Genomic DNA, 16,382 nt, shown 5'->3' on the forward strand with positions numbered 1-16,382 from the left:
GCCCCGTCCTCGGCGCCGAAGGCGCCGCCTCGCCCGCTGGGCTCGGGGTCCCACGCGGGCCGGAAGCCCTCGAACCTGAACTTTTTCGTCGCCGTTAGGCCGGTAGGCGCAGGGCCAGGATGGTCTGGTCGTCCTCGCGGAAGGTGCTGCCGGTGAACTTCTCGATGTCCCCCAGCACGCCGTCGCGGAGGCCGGCCGGGCCTTCCGGGGCGTGACGTCGGAGGCTGGCCTCGAGGCGGGCGAAGCCGAACTGCTCGTCGCTGCCCTCGCGTCGTGCCTCGACTACCCCGTCGCTGAAGAAGAAGAGCACATCGCCAGCCTGCAAACGGGCGGTGCGAACGTTGACCGCGAGGGGGTTGCGCACCCCCAGTGGATAGGCCACCGATTCGAGGGTGTCGACCTTGCCTTCGCGGTCGATGCGGTACGGGAAGAGGTGGCCGGCGCTGCCGTAGTAGAGCTCGAGGCGCTCCGGATCGAGCAGGGCGTAGCAGAGGGTGGTCAGCAGACGTTTGCGCGCCGTCTGATAGACCATCCGGTTCATGGTGCGGAAGACGGACTCGACCTCGGGATCGAAGGTCACCTGCACCGACAGGGCGGAGCGCGCCATCGACATCACCAGCCCGCTCGAGACGCCGTGGCCGGCGACATCTCCCACCGCCAGGGCGAGGCGTCCGTCTTCGAGCGCCAGAACATCGTAGAAATCACCCCCGACTTCCGTCGCCGGCAGATAGGCATGCGCCAGCTCGACACCGTTGAGCTGCGGCGGCAGCTCCGGCAGAATCGACCCCTGGATGCGCCGCGCCGTCTCCAGCTCCACTCGCTGGCGCTCGCGCTCGGCGATGCGGCGCACGTGGGGAGGAACGTCCTCGTAGCGGTAGACGAACTCGCGTCGGCTGAACAGGTGGCGAGCGCTCAACAGAAAAGGCAGAGCCACCAGCCCCAGAGCCAATGAAGCCTGCAGTTGCTGGAAGGTATCGGCCGAGAACAGGAACGGCAGCGCGCCCCGCGCCACCGTGAAGGTGATCTTGGCGAGGAGCGAAGTGAAAATTCCGTAGCGCAGGAAGAGGAACACGAAGGCTCCGGCCGCCGACAGCCACAGCACCAGACTCCAGCGCAGGGGATAGAGCACCAGCGGCGGGAAGAAGATCACCGCTCCGATGACCACCGCCAGCGGCACCGCCACCCAGAGGCCGAAGCGAGTCGCCAAGGAAGACAACAGCAGCAGGCGACCAAAGAGCTCCGTGTAGGCGCTGTAGGCGATGGCGAAGGCGAGGAGCGAGAAAGCGAACCAACGGTTGCTCTCCCACCAGGGCCCGATCAGGAAGTCGACCGAGGCCGCTCCCGGCAGCAGGCGGCTGAGGATCAGCAGCCCGGCAAAGATCAGCAACCCCGCCGACAATCCGCGGAGCGAGGCTCGCGCCACCGTCGCATTGGCCCAATCGCCCTTGAACAGGGCGTCGAGGGCGGCGAGCTTGCTGCCCCAGCGCTCACGACAGAGGGACTCTCCGACGGACCACGAGAAGAAGCAGGTCAGGGCGAGGGGAAAGGCGAACAGCATGATCAGCTGGACCGCCAGCACGCCGGTGACCTGGCCGCGGGTGAGGACGCCGAAGTTCCAACCGCCGGAAGCATCGGTGGCGCCGATGAGCACCGAAGCGGCGGCGCTCAAGCCGACGACGGTGAAGATCTGCACCCCTCGCCGGACCCCGATCTCGCCGGCATGGTAGCGGCGGATGAAGAAGAAACCGAGCACCGGCAGCAGCGGCAAGGCGATGAACATCCAGAGCTGGCTCAGCAGGGTGGTCGCCTGGGCCGTCGCCTGGTAGGCCTCGGAGCGGGCGTCATCGAAGAACAGGCTGAAGCCGGCGAGGCGCTCGCCGGCGAACCGCACCTCGACACCGTAGGGACTGTCGTCGCCCAGCAAAGCGGCACGATCGCGGTACCGGAAGGTGAGATCGGTGCGATTCTCGAGCTGCCGGCTGCGCACCTCCGGCTCGTCGAAGGCATCGACGTCGATGCCCTGCTGGGCCAGGAAACGATCGGCACGGGAGCGGGCGGCCTCGGCGGTGGTGTCGGCCCCGGCTTCATCGGCAGGCACTCGCAGGCGCAGCTCGGTGACCTCGCCGGCAGCGCTCACCCGCGCCCGATAGGTCCACTCGGAAACCGTCTTGCCGCGTTCCCACACCATCACCGTCCAGCCGATCAGGTCGCGCCCCAAGCGGCTGCGCGTGAGCTCATCGGCCGACCGCTCGTCGAGCAACTCGGCGAGGCGCAGCTCGCGCAACGGCTCGTTGTCCATCACGGTGGTGACGTAGGGATCGTCCGGCAGCTCGCCGAGGGCGCGTAGCCGATCGAGGGCGATGTCTTCGGCCTCGTTGACGGAGACCGACCAATCCTGGGGGAACAGTGGGAAGAGACGCGGGAAGAGCCACGCCAAGCTGAGGATCGCCAAGATCCCGAGCAACAACCAAAGGACGACACTCTGACGACGACTCATCGCTGGCCTCTCCCGTGAGGAGGCGCCCACGCCCGCCCCCCTCTAACCGTCTTCGCCGGGCTCGATCGACGATCCTGTGACCGCCTCTCGCCGCGCCACCGCGGCAACTGTCCCGGCTCCCTGCCCCTCAGGCCAAGGTTACGCCAAGATGTACGGAAATGTTCCATGACCGTCGGTGAAGCGCCCGTCCGGCGCCGCCAACCTCTTGCCGAAGGAAGTCAAGGTATCACGCGTGCTACGCTGCGAAAATGGACTGGACCGCCCTCCGAGACGCCGCCTCGGAAGCCCGTGAAATGGCCTACGCGCCCTATAGCGGATACCGCGTCGGCGCCGCCCTTCTCACCCGTTCCGGCGAGATCTTTCGCGGCGTCAACGTCGAAAACGGACTCCTGACGCTGGGGGTCTGCGCCGAGCGCCACGCCGTCGGCAGCGCCGTCTCGGCCGGCCATCGGGACTTCGTGGCCTTGGCCGTCGTCACCGAGTCCTCACCGCCGGCGCGCCCCTGCGGACTGTGCCGTCAGACCCTCGTCGAGTTCGTCGAAGACCTGCCCATTCTGTGCGTCGGGAAGGACGGCGAGGCGGTCGAGGAGCGCCTCGCCAAGCTACTGCCCCAGGCCTTCCGCCTCGATCAGGCGCGCAGCGACTAGGGCTCGCGACCTGCGAGGCCCGGCCTTCAGACCTCGATGAAGTCTGCCACCACCCGCTCCGGCAGCAGTCCCGCTTCGTGGCCACGGTCGAGGAGCTGCTGCACCGCCCGGCGCCCGGCCGCGCCGTAGTCGCGCGTCCACTCGTTGACGTACATGCCGACGAAGCGATCTGACCGCTCCGGATCGTCCTCGATACCGCGGGCATAGCGGATGGCGTAGGAGAGCGCCTCCTGGCGGTTGTCGAGGGCGTAGGCGATGCTGTCCGTCAGCAAACCGCAGAGGCGCCGCTGAAGCGCCGGATCGATGTCCTTGCGCAAGGCGTTGCCGCCGAGCGGCAGCGGTCCCCCGGTCTCCCCCTGCCACCAGACACCGAGATCGACCACCGAGTGCAAGCCGTCGTCCTGGTAGGTGAGCTGGCCTTCGTGAATCACCACCCCGGCGATCACATTGCCGGAGGCGACCTCTTCGAGGATGCGATCGAAGGGCACCAACGTGGTCTCGACCTCCGGATTCCACAGCTTGAGGGCCAGGTGGGCGGTGGTCAGCTCACCGGGTATCGCTACCGTCTTCCCCGCCAGATCGTCGCGGGTCAGCGCCTGGCGGGCGACCACCACCGGACCGTAGCCGTCGCCGAAGCTGGCCCCGGAAGGCATCAGCCGGTAGCGGTCGTGAAGGTAGGCATAACCGTGGATCGAAACGGCGGTGATCTCGTAGACCCCCTCCTTGGCCGCTTGATTGAGGCTCTCGATGTCTCGCAGAACGTGCTTGATCTCGAGCCCCGAATCGTCCAACAGCCCCTGGGTGAGGGCGTAGAACATGAAGGCGTCGTCGGAGTCCGGGCTGTGGGCGATATTGATCGTCTGAGTCTTGGCGTCCGTCATAGCGCCCGGGAGGGTATCACCGACCGGAGCAGAACGGAATCCGGCCGCGACTTCACTCGATCTTGGGATCGAGAAGCCGCTCCATGTAAAGGGTGAGAGTCCGCTGCATGGCGAGGGGAATCATCCAGCGGTTCCACTGGAAGATGACGTAGAACGGAAAGATCTTCCGCGGCCCATAGAGGAGCTGTCCCTCGTCGGCCGCCCGCCGCAGCCGCTCGGCCACGGCGACGTTCTCCTCGAAGGAGCTTCGCATCACCGATCGCGCCGCCGCGGGCAGCTCGGAGATCACCTCCTCGGGTCGCCAGACGGCCTTCTCCAGCGCCGGGCGAAAGCGCTCGAAGCCCGCCTCGGCCCGCGCCACGCCTTCCGGACGCAGGGTCGGCAGGCGGTGGGTCAAGCGCATGTTGCACCACGCGTCCCACATCTCCCAGGGATCTTCCGTCAGCTCCCGCAGCAGGTGGTTGAGGAGCGTCAACGACAAGATCGGCAGTGTCTGTGGGCGCACCTCGGCGGCCCGCAGGTCGAGTATCGCCAAGCTGTCGACGGTGAACAGGCGGTGGGCGATCTCCAGCCCCGTCTCGCCTCCGAACTGGTAGGTCTCGGCGTCGTAGACGGACATCCCATGACCGAGGTGACGCCCGGCGGCGAGCTCTTCGTCGAGCACCGCGATGAGCTCCGGCCGCAGCCCCCGATACAGGTCCGGGCCGGCGAATCGCAAGCGAATGCCCGGTTCCTTGAGCATGAAGAAGAAATGTTCGAAGCGGCCGTCCGCCCGCCAACGCCGGAGGGCTCGATGCAAAGGTCCGAGGAGGAGCTCGAAGGCCTGGCGACCGTCGCGCACCGCGACCCCGATCTGCAGCCACGGCGTGGGGTTTCGGAAGCGTTCGAGGTGCTCGACCCCGGCGAGGATGAACTGCTGACGCAGGTCGGTGAAGAGGAGACTCTCCTCTTCGTCGCCGTCGTAGGCTTCCAAGACCGGCGTCTCGAAGCTCTCGACCACCGCCGCCACCAACCGCCGCCAGGCGTCCGGATGATCTTTCATCGGCAACCCCCGCCGCTCCGCGAGAAGCTCCGCCGGCGCCGATCACCATGAGTCCATGAGGCTTGATTCAAAGCTTGCTGAGCTTACTTCATAGCCATCAGCAAAAACACCGTCCTCACAACCCCTCCTTCCGCCTTAGAATGGGGTCCCCCTGATCTCAAGGCGGAGGTGACTCATGAAGCGATCGCTCTGGTTCGGCAGCCCCCTTTCTCCCAGGCTGATCTGTCAGCTCGTCGGCCTGGCCCTGCTGGTCAGCGGCAGCGTGCCGCTGGCTGGCGCCCAGCCCCTGGCGGAGCTCGGTCCCCTGGCCCATACCTACTCCATCGTGGCGCGCGATCCCGCCACCGGTCAGCTCGGCGTGGCGGTGCAGAGCCACTGGTTCCAGGTCGGGCCGATCGTTCCCTGGGCCGAGGCCGGGGTCGGCGCAGTGGCGACCCAGAGCTTCGTCGACCCGGGCTATGGTCCCAAGGGCCTCCAGTTGATGAAGCAAGGCAAGAGCGCCCGCCAAGCCCTCAACCGTCTTCTCGGTCTCGACAGCCAGCAGGGCGTGCGCCAGGTGGCGATGGTCGACGCCCAGGGGCGGGTCGCCGCCTGGACCGGCGAGCGCTGCATCGAAGAGGCCGGCCATCAAATGGGCGAAGGCTACTCCGTGCAGGCCAACCTGATGGAGCACGGCACGGTTTGGGCGGCGATGGCCACGGCCTACGAAGGCTCCGCCGACCGGCCCTTCGCCGAGCGCCTGATCCTCGCCCTCGAGGCCGCCGAGAAGGAAGGTGGCGACATTCGCGGCAAGCAGAGCGCTGCCCTCCTGGTGGTTGCCGCCGAAGCCAGCGGAATGGTCTGGGAGGACCGGCTGGTCGACCTGCGGGTCGACGACCACGCCGATCCGCTGGGCGAGCTGCGGCGCCTTTACGAGCTGCACCGCGCCTACGAGGAGATGAATGCCGGCGATGAGGAGGTTGCGGCAGGCGACATCGAAGCCGCCCTCGGCCACTACACCGCCGCCGCCAAGCTCGCCCCGGACATCGTCGAGCTGCCCTTCTGGCAGGCGGTCACCCTCTACGACTCGGGCCGCCGCAAGGAGGCGTTGCCGATCTTCCGCAAGGTCTTCGCCGCCGAGCCACGCTGGGCCGAGCTGATTCGACGCTTGCCCGCCTCGGGCCTCCTTCCGGAGGGCCCGGAGGTGATGGAGGAGATTCTCTCGGTCGCCGAGTCGCGAGTCGGCGGCGCCGGCGAAGACTGAGCCAACGGAGCGCTTCGTGACCATCGAGTCGGAGGGACAGTACGAGGGCCTGGCGGCGGCGGGGAGAGCGGCAGCGGACGTGCTGGCAACGCTCCTGGAGGCCGCCCAGCCGGGAGTGCCGACCCGCGAGCTGGATCGCCTCGGGGAGCTCCGGATGAGGAGCCATGGAGCCCGGTCGGCACCGCGCCTGGGGGCCGGATTCCCGGCCGCGACCTGCATCAGCGTGAACTCCGAGGTCGCCCACGGAGTCCCCAATCATCGCCGGCTGCGCTCCGGTGACCTGGTCAATATCGACGTCAGCGTCGAGCTCGATGGCTTCTGGGCCGACAATGGCGCCTCGAAGGTGATCGGCCGATCCAACCCCGAGCTCGATCGTCTTTGCCAAGCCGGTCAGCAGACCCTACGCGCCGCCCTCGGGGCCGTCCGCAGCGGCCGCCCCCTGCGCAGCATCGGTCGAGCCGCCCAACGCTGTGCCGCATCCCAGGGCTACGAAGTCCTGCGCGACCTTCACGGCCACGGTGTGGGACGCTCCCTCCACGAGGAACCCGCCAACATCAGCTCCCACTTCGACCGCCGGGACCGGCGACGGCAGAAGGATGGCTGGGTGCTCGCCATCGAGCCCTTCGTCTCCACCGGCGCCCGGCACGTGGTTCAGCGCCCCGACGGCTGGACCCTCGCCACCGAGGACGGCGGTTTGGCGGTGCAGTACGAGCACACCGTCGTCGTGACCCGCCGCGGCGCGCTGGTGGTGACCGCCGCAGAGCCCTTCCTGCTCGCCGAAGCCTGAGTCCACGGCGCCAGGGAGAGAAGAGCGGAGCCCTTCTTTATATATTCAACATTTGAATATATATTAATTTTCAACTACATTCAGAGCGTCCACTCATTTTCTTCGGCGCGGGCTCTCAGCCTTCTCGCTGACGAACCCTCCGGCCGACAACCGCTCCCGCTCCGGGATCCCAGGAGGTTCGCTCGTGAAGAGAACGACCATGCTGTGCGCTGTCCTCGTCGCACTGATCACCTGTCCAGCCTTTGCCGCCGACAACATCGATCGCGGCATCGATGTCTTCACCACCCTACCCAACGGAACCACCTACTACGACTTCGCCCACAACCCGGTACCGGCGGATTTCTTCTGCCCTGGCTCCGAGCCTCTCGAAGCGCGGGTCGATCTCCGCGGTGAGCCCATCGCGACCGAGGTCGAAGGCTCCTTGCGCTTCGCCGATACGGTCATCGAGCGCCTCGACGACGCCGTCTTCGATGGCAGCGGCCTGGCAGAAACACGGGTGCGCTTCCGTGCCCTGTCCCTCAAATCGATCGCTCCGATCGCCACCGAATGCGGCCTCTACGAGCTGATCATCGGCCTCGACGGCAAACAGCAGATGACCACCATGCGGATCTATCGCCAGCAAGCCGAGGGCGGTCACTTCAACGTCCCGCTGGCCGCCGACGTCGCCCTCACCTTCCGGCCCCTGGCGGGTGGCAAAGCGCTCACCCTCCCAGGACATGTGCGATTCACCGCGCAGGCGATTCCCTGGCGGCACCACGGTCGTGCCGATGGCCGAACCGTAGGACTGGCGAGCTTCGACACCGACGGCGACACCATTCCGGACACCAAGCTGTCCGGCTCCACCAACTTCGCCCCCGGCTGGTCCACGGAGGCGGCACGAAGCTTCTGTGCCGCCGGCTGTTTCGAATGCGAACCGCGAATCTGCCACGAAAGTGGTACTGAGCAGCACTGCAGCGGCCCGATCTGCGCCTGCGGCGGCGACTTCAATTGCCCATGAGCTGAGCTGGCAGGTGCCGGATTGATTCAGAGTAGTTTCCGAGAGGGGGGCTCCATCCCGGTGCTTTGGCCGGAACCCCAGACGCTCATCCGGCGAGGGGAGCCAAGAGTTCGCCCCCGGTGGCGGAAGGACTCCGCCACCGGTTCGGGCTCCGAGGGAGTGGCGACTAGAGGCCCGTGTCGGCGTAAAACCAGCTCTCGGTGATCTGACCGTTGCTCTCGCGCAGCAGCGCCATGCCGGTCATGGTGCGCTTTTCACCACCATCCTTCGGGGTACCCGTCGCACTCCAACGGAAGGCCACCTTGTCGTCTTGCACGATGGTCTCGTCGATCTCCATCCAGAAGTCCGGATAGGCCTCCCGCCACTCCTGGACCAGGCCCGAAAGGGCGTCGACGCCGCCCACCGAGCCATCGCCATTGTGGTGCTTGAAGTCTTTGGCGGCGAAAGTGCTCAACACCCACACCTTGCCGGTGCTCCAGATCTTGGAGTAAGCCTGGGAGCTCGCCTCGCCCGGCTGATACGGCGTCGGAATGACGCCACCGTACTCGGGGTCCCCTTCCTGAGCCAGGGCGAAGGGCGCGAGGGCCAACAGCGCGAGGACGGCGAAGAAGGTCGTGAGATTTCGCGGAAAGGAAGCGCGATGCGGTCGTGCCATTCTAGTTTCCTCCTTGTGTGCCAAGCGTCTAACTCGGAGCCCGGCTCCGGGATCTCCCGGCCGCGACTCGAACCAATCAACCTTCTACCGAAGCCCCCGCGCCTTTACTTCTCCGAGCCTGCGCGAAGGTCGAAAGACCTCACTCCTCCGCCATTAGCAGGGCGCGCTGTTCGGCCAGCGCCCGCAGCTCGTCCTCCGGCAACTCCGGATACTGCGGATCGAGGCGCTCGAGAGCATCCACCACGATCTCGGCCACCCGCAGGCGCATGTAGGGCTTGTTGTCGGCAGGGATCGCATACCACGGCGCCCACGGCCGAGACGTCTCGTTGATGACGTCCTGGTAAGCCGCCATGTAGTCGTACCAGTAGCCCCGTTCGCGCACGTCGCTGGCGGAGAACTTCCAGTTCTTCTTGGGATTGTCGATGCGCGCCAAGAACCGCCGACGCTGTTCTTCGCGCGACACGTTGAGCCAGAACTTGAGCACCAGACAGCCATTGCGGGCCAGGTGCTCCTCGTGCTGACGAATCGAGGCGAAGCGCTCCGGCCAGCGCTCCTCGGGCGAGATCGGGCGCGGCAGGCGCTGCCCGCCGAGATACTCCGGATGCACCCGCACCACCAGCAGCTCTTCGTAGTAGCTGCGGTTGAACACCCCGATCCGTCCCCGCTCGGGCAGACGGCGGGTGGTGCGCCAGAGGAAGTCGTGATCGAGCTCTTCGGCCGACGGCTGCTTGAAGCTGCTGACCTGAAAGCCGGCCGGATTGACGCCCGTCAGGACGGCCCGGATGGTGCCGTCCTTGCCCGCAGCGTCCATCGCCTGGAAGACCAGCAGAACACTCCAATGGTCTTCGGCGTAGAGCCGGCGCTGCAGCTCGGCGAGCCGTTCGACCTTGTTCGCCAGCCGGCGCTTGCTCTCTTTGCGGCCCGGCGCCGTGGCCGGCGGAGCCGTCGGCGAGCGCTCGAGCTCGAAGGAACCGTCGAAGGGGGTTCTATAGGGACTATCGATGGGATCGATCATCGAAACGGATTCTCCCCTCTCTTGGACGACCGTTCAACCATGACAGCCGTACCCATGTGCGTACCGTAACCAGATCTGCTATCTTAAAGGACGAGCGAGGCCAAGCAGGGGCCCAGGCTCTCGCCTATCTCTTGAGGAAAATTACACCACCGCCGTCGGCCGGGGACCGGCAAGTGTCTCTCGCCGCCTTTTAATGCCAGGAGGATCCATGAAGAGCTGCCGGACGATTTGCTTTTGCCTCATCGCCTGCCTCCAAGTGGTGGTTTTCGTCGCCCCCGCGCTCGCCGCGAAGGTCGCCGACCTGCCCACCCTCACCAGCTATCACAGTGACCCCTTCACCGCCGAGGAGCAGGATGCCGTTTTCGCCTGGATCCTCGACCACCCGAAGGTCCAAGCTCTGATCGGCGACGACCGTACCCGCGTGCTGCGCGGTGGCTCCGACTACCCCAAGGGACCGGACGGCCCCTTCCGCCGGGCCACGATGTTCGTGCGCAACTACGACCAGGGGTTGACCCACGAGATCACCGTCAACCTCGATTCTGGTGAATTGCAGCATCGCAACGACCACGGCCTGATCCAGGCCAACCGCGCCGAGATCGACGCCGGCATGGCGATCATCCTCGCCGATGAGGGTCTGCAGCACTACGCCAACGACCCGGACCACGTCCTCAACGGCGCCTTCTTCCTGCGCAGCCCCTACGAAGACGATCCCTGCAGCCGCAACATCTGCTTGATCTACCACTTCGTCGACACCAAGAGCACCGTCTCGCGTTCCTCCCAGCGGGTGCTCGTCGACCTGACCCGGCAGGAGATCGCCGACGGGCGGTACAACTTCTCGGCGGTGTGGGACAGCGAATACGTCAAGAGCTCCGCCACGGAGGGCAACTGAGCATGAAATCGAAGACGATCCTCACCGCTGCAGTCCTGGTGACCGCTCAGCTTGCCCTCTTCGCGCCGACCGCCGAGGCCGGTGGCGGCTGCGCCAACTCGGTGACCTGGCCGTCGGTCAGCCCGGTGTGGGAGTTCTGCTTCCGCGCCCCGAACAACAGCACGCCGGCCGGCAACGGCTCGGGCCTCGAGATCTACGACGTCAAGTGGAAGGGCACCACCATCCTCAAGACGGCGCACATCCCGATTCTCAACGTGCGCTACGCCCCCAATGGCTGCTTCGGTGATCCGTGCTACCGCGACTGGTTCGACGAGAACCGTCGTTTCGACTGCGCCCCGAGCTCCGGCGGCATCTGCACCGGCACCAGCACGCCGGCGTCCACCGTCTGCAATAACCCGGGTTCGGACTCGGGCTCCTTCTCCGGCGTCGCCGTCGAGGACTTCGGCACCAGCCTGCGGCTGACCGCCCAGACCGCCGCCGGCTGGTATCGCTACATTCCGTGGTACGAGTTCTACGCCGACGGGCGCATCGAGGCGCGGGCCAGCTTCACCGCCGTCGATCACCCGTGCGAGATCGAGGATCACAACCACCACGCCTACTGGCGCTTCGACTTCGACATCAACGAAACCGCCGACAACTGGGTCGACGAGGTCGTGGGAGTCACGCCGACGCGCGTCGCCACCGAGAAGTCCTGGGTCGACACCAGCCCGGCCCGCAGCCAGTGGATCGTCGGCAGCAACAGCAGCGGCCTCACCGTCGAGGTGACCCGCAACGCCGGCGACCAAGGCGCTGGCGATCCTCTGCTGGTGCCCAACGACTTCCCGATGGCGGACGGCTGGGTGCTGGCCTACAAGTCCAACGAGCTGACGGACTTCAACGGCTTTTCGACCAATCCGTCGGTATGTCGCGCCAACCTCGACGACTTCGACACCAACGAAAGCGTCAACGGCACGGACATCGTGCTGTGGGTCCACGCCGGCAGCTTCCACGAGTCGCAGCCGGGCGGCGACAACATGCGCTGCACCGATGCCGGCCCGACCCTGCGGGTGATCGAAGGTCCGATGTTGGTCGACGGCTTCGAAACCGGCGACACTTCGCGCTGGACTTCCGAGACCCAGTAGCTCTCGGGATTTCGGCTCGTAGGATGACGCCCGAGGGTTCGCCCTCGGGCGTTTTTCTTTGGCTGGGATGCGGCCCTCGGAGCTCCTAGTCCCGACGCCGCATCGGCTGCAAGCGACCGTAGGTCAGACTGCGCCACAGCCACTCCGCCGGGCCGAAGCGAAAACGCTCCAGCCACCAGGCCGAGAACACCAGCTGAAAGAGCAGCACCAGGACCACCACCAGGGCCTGGCCGCTGCGCTCGACGGAGCCGAACCACCCCAGGCCGGTGCCGTAGAAGATCAGCGTGCAGATCACCGACTGGCCGAGGTAGTTGGTGAAAGCCATACGGCCGGCCGCCTGGAAGAGCCTGCGCCCAGGAAAGACGGCGGCGGCACCGACGATGATCCCGAGATAGGCGGCCGCGGTGAACAAGCTGGCGAAGTAATTCGGCAGGCTGCCGAAGAACATCGACCACTGCCAGGCCCAGCCAGCCTCGAAGTTCTTGACGACACCCCAAGCAGCCAGCGGGACACCCACCGCGAGGCCGACCAGCGCCAGCCCGCGGTAGAAGCGCCGCGACCGCGCCGCGGAGAGCACTCCGAGCTTGAACAGCGCCATCCCGATCAACATCAGGCCACCGGCGCGCCACATCGTCCAGAAGAGAAATGCCGGCACCTGCAACTGGAAGGCATCGTCGTTGCGCGCCGGAGCCTGCTCTAGCCAGTTGCCCCGCATCGCCTCCAGCTCGCTCTCGATCTCCTGCGGCGGCGGTGCCCAGCGCTGCCCGGTGCTGTCCAGAGACTCGGCGGGCCAGTGAGGAATCGAGAAGGCGCTGAGCACGTTCAGAATCACCGGTACCATCAGCACCAAAGCCCCCACGATCAGAAGCGTGCGCGGCGATCGCCGCCGTAGCGGAAACACCAGCAGGCCGCAGAGGGCGTAGGTGACCAGGATGTCCCCGGCCCAAATCACATAGGCGTGAATCAGACCGAAGACCAGCAGCCACAGCATCCGCCGACCGTGAATCTTCCAGGGACTGCCACCGCGGGCCTCGACGCGCTGCGCCACCAGCACCAGCCCAGCGCCGAACAGGAGCGAGAACAGCGACATGAACTTCTGGTCCGCCAACACATGGCTGAACACCCACACGGCGTAGTTGAGGCCGGTGAGATCGCCGTAGGCGGTGGGGTTGAAATAGGCCGCCTGGGGCATCGAGTAACTCTGGATGTTCATCACCAGAATGCCCATGACGGCGACGCCGCGAAGCAGGTCGAGGGAGCGGATGCGCTCGCCGCGCTGCACCGGCTCGGCACGCTCCTGGGCCCCGGTTTCGGCCGCGGCATCGGACGCCGCGGGATGGTCTTCGCTTGGCTCATGGATCGCTTCCGTCACCGCCCCTCCTCCCGAGAACGTCCCGCTGGGCCGCTCTCCAAGACACGGAAATCGCCCTCCGCTGGCGAGCCAGGAGCTCGCCCGTACGGATCTGGTAGGGTCCGAGGAACCCCAGGACGACACCGATGATTCAACCGTTTCTGTCTCTCTACTCCCACGGATACGTACGGGTCGCCGTCGGTGTTCCCAAGGTCAAAGTCGGCGACCCCGAGTTCAACGCCCGCGAGAGCCTCGCCCTGGCCCGGCAGGCCCATCGGCAACACGCCGCCGTGGCGCTCTTTCCGGAGCTCGGCCTATCCTCCTACACCTGCGACGACCTGTTCCATCAAGACGCTCTCCTCGACGCTTCCGAGGTGGCCCTGAAGCACGTCCTGACCGAGAGCCGCGAGCTCAATCCACTGCTCCTGGTCGGCCTTCCTCTACGCTTCGAAGATCGCCTCTTCAACTGCGCCGTCGCCCTCCATCGCGGACGAATTCTGGGCGTGGTTCCAAAGAGTTTTCTGCCCAATTATCGCGAGTTCTACGAAAAACGCTACTTCGCATCGGCCCGCCAGGCGATCGGCGACCGCATCCGATTGCTCGGCCAAGAAGTGCCCTTCGGCTCCGACCTGATCTTCGAGGCCGAAGGCATGCCCGACTTCAAGCTCCACGCCGAAGTCTGCGAAGACCTCTGGGTACCGATCCCGCCGAGCACCTGGGCGGCCCTGGCCGGCGCCACCGTGCTGACCAACATGTCGGCGAGCAACATCACCGTCGGCAAGGCCGACTTTCGGCGCGCCCTCTGCGCTTCCCAGTCGGGGCGCTGCCTCGGTGCCTACCTTTTCGCCGCGGCGGGTCCCGGCGAGTCGACCACCGACATGGCCTGGGACGGCCAAGGGCTGATCTACGAAAACGGCGAGCTGCTCGCCGAGGGCAAGCGTTTCTCGCGCCAGGGCGAGCTGCTGTTCGCCGACATCGACCTCGAGCGCCTGCGCCAGGAGCGGCTGCGACTGACCAGCTTCGGAGACTCGATCGGCGACCACCGCGAGCGCTTGCGCAGCTTCCGGCGCATCCCCTTCGCCTTCGAGCGTCCCGACGAGGAGATCGCCCTCGAGCGCGCCGTCGACCGCTTTCCCTACGTGCCTTCCGACCGCGAGCTACGCGACGAGCGCTGCTTCGAAGCCTATGAGATCCAGATTCATGGCCTGATCAAGCGCCTCGAGGCGACCGGCATCCGCAAGCTGGTGATCGGCGTCTCCGGGGGCCTCGATTCGACCCAGGCGCTGCTGGTGGCGGTCAAAACCGTCGACCGCCTGGGGTTGCCGCGGGAGAACATCCTCGCCTACACCCTGCCGGGCTTCGCCACCAGCGAGCGCACCCTGCGCGACGCCCGAGCCCTGATGGCCGCCTTCGGCGTCACCGCCGGCGAGATCGACATTCGCCCCTCGGCGCGCCAGATGCTCGCCGATCTCGACCACCCCTTCGCCAAAGGTGAAGCGGTCCACGACATCACCTTCGAGAACGTGCAGGCCGGTGAGCGCACCTCGCACCTCTTCCGCCTGGCCAACTTTCACGATGCCCTGGTGCTCGGCACCGGCGACCTCTCGGAGCTCGCCCTCGGCTGGACCACCTATGGCGTCGGCGACCAGATGTCGCACTACAACGTCAACACCTCGGTCCCCAAGACCCTGATCCAGTACCTCATCCGGTGGGAGATCGAGACTGGCCGCTTCGAAGGCGAGGCGGCACGCATCCTGGCCTCGATCCTCGACACCGAGATCTCGCCCGAGCTGATTCCCGGCGACGGTCCGGACGACGGTCCGGCGCAGCGCACGGAAGACGTCATCGGCCCCTACGAGCTGCAGGACTTCCACCTCTATTTCCTCACCCGCTTCGGCTTCCGACCCTCGAAGGTAGCCTTTCTGGCCCTCCACGCCTGGGGCGACCGCGAGCGCGGCGACTGGCCCGAGACGATGGCCGATGAAGACCGGCGGCAGTACGACCTCGCCACCATCAAGAAGTGGCTCGGCGTCTTCCTCTACCGCTTCTTCAAGGTCTCGCAGTTCAAGCGCTCCGCCAGCCCCAACGGCCCCAAGGTGGGCTCCGGCGGATCCCTCTCGCCACGCGGCGACTGGCGCGCTCCGAGCGACGGAGAAGCCGAGGTCTGGCTCCGCGAGCTGAAAGAGAACGTGCCGTGAGGCCCGCCCGATGAGCGCCACCCCGGGCGATCGCCTGTGGCGCGCCCTACCGCTGCTCCTGCTCGCCACCATAGTGGTCCTCGGAATGGTGATCGAAGGCCTGCGCTTTGGCCACCTCGATTGGCCGACCAAGCTGCCGGTCGGACTGCTATTGGTGTTGGTCCTTTTCCCGCCGCGGCGCTAGCCCGCCCTTCTCACCAGCTTTCCGCTGCGCGTCCGTATGTCCGCGAATCTGCAGCGTTATCCGTCGCCTGCTCTCCTCGCAGGACGTCGAGTACGGCGGCGTCGTGGCAGCGACGGATGCCTTGCATCTTCAAGAACCGACGGCCTCTCGCCAGGAAACCTCGTGAGAAGGGCGGGCTAGAGCCGTGCAGCAGTTCGTCGAGTGGCTCACCCTGGCCTTCGTCGCCGTCAGCGCCTTCCACGCCTGGAAGACCGGCCGCGGCGCACTATTCGCCTTCCTGCTCGCGGCTGGTCTGGTACGCGAGAACTTTGTCGCCCTGCGCGAAATCCTCTACGGCTTCGCCTCCCTGAGCCTCAACTTCGGCAAAGCGCCGGCGATGGCCGCCGTCATCTGGGCCTACAGCATCTACGCCGCTCTGGTGTGGGCGGAGCACATCCGGCCGCACATCCAGGCAGCGGCCAGAATCGCCCTCGCCTGCCTGTTCATGGTCGCCCTGGTGCCCTTCTACGAGCCCTTTCTCGCCGCCCTCGAAATGGCCCGCTGGGAAGACGGTACCCGCATGACCGCCGGCATCCCCTGGATCGCCCTGATCGGCTACCCCACCTTCACCCTCATCCTGCTGGCGCTCTACGAGCGCTTCGAGAACCGCCCCGGCAGTTGGCCGAGCCTGGTCCTCGGCACCCTGCTGGGCGCCATCGGCCACGCCTGGGGCCTGCAAGAGCTCAAGAACCTGCTCGGCTGGTAGGGAGAGAGAATTCTCCGTTCAATGGTCTTTGGCCGCCAGGTGGCTGCCAACAACGTTGCCCTAGACGGAGGGTGCTGGACGATGATTCCTGCGAGTTCCTCTGCCGTCGGATTACGCCAGTCCTTCTGAA

At 66.4% G+C, this 16,382-nt stretch carries 15 protein-coding genes; 9 read left to right on the plus strand and 6 right to left on the minus strand.

Annotated elements, in window-relative coordinates; translation table 11 throughout:
• Positions 1-94: 94 nt before the first annotated feature.
• A complete protein-coding gene (locus AAF604_21545) occupies positions 95-2,497 on the minus strand; it encodes a PP2C family protein-serine/threonine phosphatase (GenBank protein ID MEM7052266.1) in 2,403 nt (800 codons plus the stop codon).
• A gap of 248 nt (positions 2,498-2,745) precedes the next feature.
• On the opposite strand from AAF604_21545, the gene cdd reads away from it, so the two are divergent.
• Positions 2,746-3,144, plus strand: coding sequence for a cytidine deaminase (cdd, locus tag AAF604_21550; GenBank protein ID MEM7052267.1), 399 nt, complete (start codon positions 2,746-2,748; stop codon positions 3,142-3,144).
• A gap of 26 nt (positions 3,145-3,170) precedes the next feature.
• Here cdd and AAF604_21555 read toward each other — a convergent pair whose 3' ends face one another.
• Positions 3,171-4,025, minus strand: a complete 855-nt coding sequence (locus AAF604_21555; protein MEM7052268.1) for an MqnA/MqnD/SBP family protein — start codon at positions 4,023-4,025, stop codon at positions 3,171-3,173.
• 52 nt (positions 4,026-4,077) lie between these two features.
• Positions 4,078-5,067: a thiopeptide-type bacteriocin biosynthesis protein gene (locus AAF604_21560; protein MEM7052269.1), complete on the minus strand. Its 990-nt coding sequence runs from the start codon at positions 5,065-5,067 to the stop codon at positions 4,078-4,080.
• Between the two features lie 175 nt (positions 5,068-5,242).
• Between AAF604_21560 and AAF604_21565 the strand changes: the two genes are divergently transcribed.
• From AAF604_21565 to AAF604_21575, 3 genes are all read left to right on the plus strand, one after another.
• On the plus strand, positions 5,243-6,310 hold the full coding sequence (locus AAF604_21565) for a DUF1028 domain-containing protein (protein ID MEM7052270.1): 1,068 nt from the start codon (positions 5,243-5,245) through the stop codon (positions 6,308-6,310).
• 16 nt (positions 6,311-6,326) lie between these two features.
• Positions 6,327-7,097, plus strand: coding sequence for a type I methionyl aminopeptidase (gene map, locus AAF604_21570; protein ID MEM7052271.1), 771 nt, complete (start codon positions 6,327-6,329; stop codon positions 7,095-7,097).
• A 184-nt stretch (positions 7,098-7,281) separates the two neighbouring features.
• The gene (locus tag AAF604_21575) at positions 7,282-8,094 is read left to right on the plus strand and encodes a hypothetical protein (protein MEM7052272.1); all 813 of its coding nucleotides are present in this window, start codon (positions 7,282-7,284) and stop codon (positions 8,092-8,094) included.
• A 166-nt stretch (positions 8,095-8,260) separates the two neighbouring features.
• Here the strand turns inward: AAF604_21575 and AAF604_21580 are convergent, their stop codons facing one another.
• Together AAF604_21580 and AAF604_21585 are read right to left on the minus strand one after the other, a co-directional pair.
• Entirely contained in the window at positions 8,261-8,749 is a 489-nt protein-coding gene (locus AAF604_21580) for an ester cyclase (protein ID MEM7052273.1), read from the minus strand.
• 139 nt (positions 8,750-8,888) lie between these two features.
• Positions 8,889-9,764 (minus strand): PPK2 family polyphosphate kinase, encoded by an 876-nt coding sequence (locus AAF604_21585; protein ID MEM7052274.1) that lies wholly within the window; start codon positions 9,762-9,764, stop codon positions 8,889-8,891.
• 208 nt (positions 9,765-9,972) lie between these two features.
• On the opposite strand from AAF604_21585, the gene AAF604_21590 reads away from it, so the two are divergent.
• Together AAF604_21590 and AAF604_21595 are read left to right on the plus strand one after the other, a co-directional pair.
• Positions 9,973-10,653 (plus strand): hypothetical protein, encoded by a 681-nt coding sequence (locus tag AAF604_21590; GenBank protein MEM7052275.1) that lies wholly within the window; start codon positions 9,973-9,975, stop codon positions 10,651-10,653.
• A gap of 2 nt (positions 10,654-10,655) precedes the next feature.
• Positions 10,656-11,774 carry a hypothetical protein gene (locus AAF604_21595; GenBank protein MEM7052276.1) on the plus strand — a complete coding sequence of 373 codons (1,119 nt, stop codon included), beginning with the start codon at positions 10,656-10,658 and terminating at the stop codon, positions 11,772-11,774.
• 85 nt (positions 11,775-11,859) lie between these two features.
• Here AAF604_21595 and AAF604_21600 read toward each other — a convergent pair whose 3' ends face one another.
• The gene (locus AAF604_21600) at positions 11,860-13,146 is read right to left on the minus strand and encodes a DUF418 domain-containing protein (GenBank protein MEM7052277.1); all 1,287 of its coding nucleotides are present in this window, start codon (positions 13,144-13,146) and stop codon (positions 11,860-11,862) included.
• A gap of 125 nt (positions 13,147-13,271) precedes the next feature.
• Here AAF604_21600 and AAF604_21605 point away from each other — a divergent pair, with 125 nt between their 5' ends.
• The 3 genes from AAF604_21605 (at position 13,272) to AAF604_21615 (ending at position 16,252) form a co-directional block, all read left to right on the plus strand.
• Entirely contained in the window at positions 13,272-15,323 is a 2,052-nt protein-coding gene (locus AAF604_21605) for an NAD(+) synthase (GenBank protein ID MEM7052278.1), read from the plus strand.
• Between the two features lie 10 nt (positions 15,324-15,333).
• Complete coding sequence (locus AAF604_21610) at positions 15,334-15,507, plus strand: hypothetical protein (protein ID MEM7052279.1); 174 nt, start codon at positions 15,334-15,336, stop codon at positions 15,505-15,507.
• Positions 15,508-15,691: 184 nt separating this feature from the next.
• Positions 15,692-16,252, plus strand: coding sequence for a hypothetical protein (locus AAF604_21615; protein MEM7052280.1), 561 nt, complete (start codon positions 15,692-15,694; stop codon positions 16,250-16,252).
• The last annotated feature ends 130 nt before the right edge of the window (positions 16,253-16,382 follow it).

This window comes from Acidobacteriota bacterium (assembly GCA_039028635.1).
GTDB lineage: Bacteria > Acidobacteriota > Thermoanaerobaculia > Multivoradales > JBCCEF01 > JBCCEF01.

Excerpts from the sequence above, each read along its gene's own strand:
- AAF604_21610 (MEM7052279.1), top strand. The coding sequence starts at position 15,334 with ATGAGCGCCACCCCGGGCGATCGCCTGTGGCGCGCCCTACCGCTGCTC.
- cdd (MEM7052267.1), top strand. The coding sequence starts at position 2,746 with ATGGACTGGACCGCCCTCCGAGACGCCGCCTCGGAAGCCCGTGAAATG.
- AAF604_21565 (MEM7052270.1), top strand. The coding sequence starts at position 5,243 with ATGAAGCGATCGCTCTGGTTCGGCAGCCCCCTTTCTCCCAGGCTGATC.
- AAF604_21560 (MEM7052269.1), bottom strand. The coding sequence starts at position 5,067 with ATGAAAGATCATCCGGACGCCTGGCGGCGGTTGGTGGCGGCGGTGGTC.
- AAF604_21605 (MEM7052278.1), top strand. The coding sequence starts at position 13,272 with ATGATTCAACCGTTTCTGTCTCTCTACTCCCACGGATACGTACGGGTC.
- AAF604_21555 (MEM7052268.1), bottom strand. The coding sequence starts at position 4,025 with ATGACGGACGCCAAGACTCAGACGATCAATATCGCCCACAGCCCGGAC.
- AAF604_21590 (MEM7052275.1), top strand. The coding sequence starts at position 9,973 with ATGAAGAGCTGCCGGACGATTTGCTTTTGCCTCATCGCCTGCCTCCAA.
- AAF604_21585 (MEM7052274.1), bottom strand. The coding sequence starts at position 9,764 with ATGATCGATCCCATCGATAGTCCCTATAGAACCCCCTTCGACGGTTCC.
- AAF604_21595 (MEM7052276.1), top strand. The coding sequence starts at position 10,656 with ATGAAATCGAAGACGATCCTCACCGCTGCAGTCCTGGTGACCGCTCAG.
- AAF604_21545 (MEM7052266.1), bottom strand. The coding sequence starts at position 2,497 with ATGAGTCGTCGTCAGAGTGTCGTCCTTTGGTTGTTGCTCGGGATCTTG.
- AAF604_21580 (MEM7052273.1), bottom strand. The coding sequence starts at position 8,749 with ATGGCACGACCGCATCGCGCTTCCTTTCCGCGAAATCTCACGACCTTC.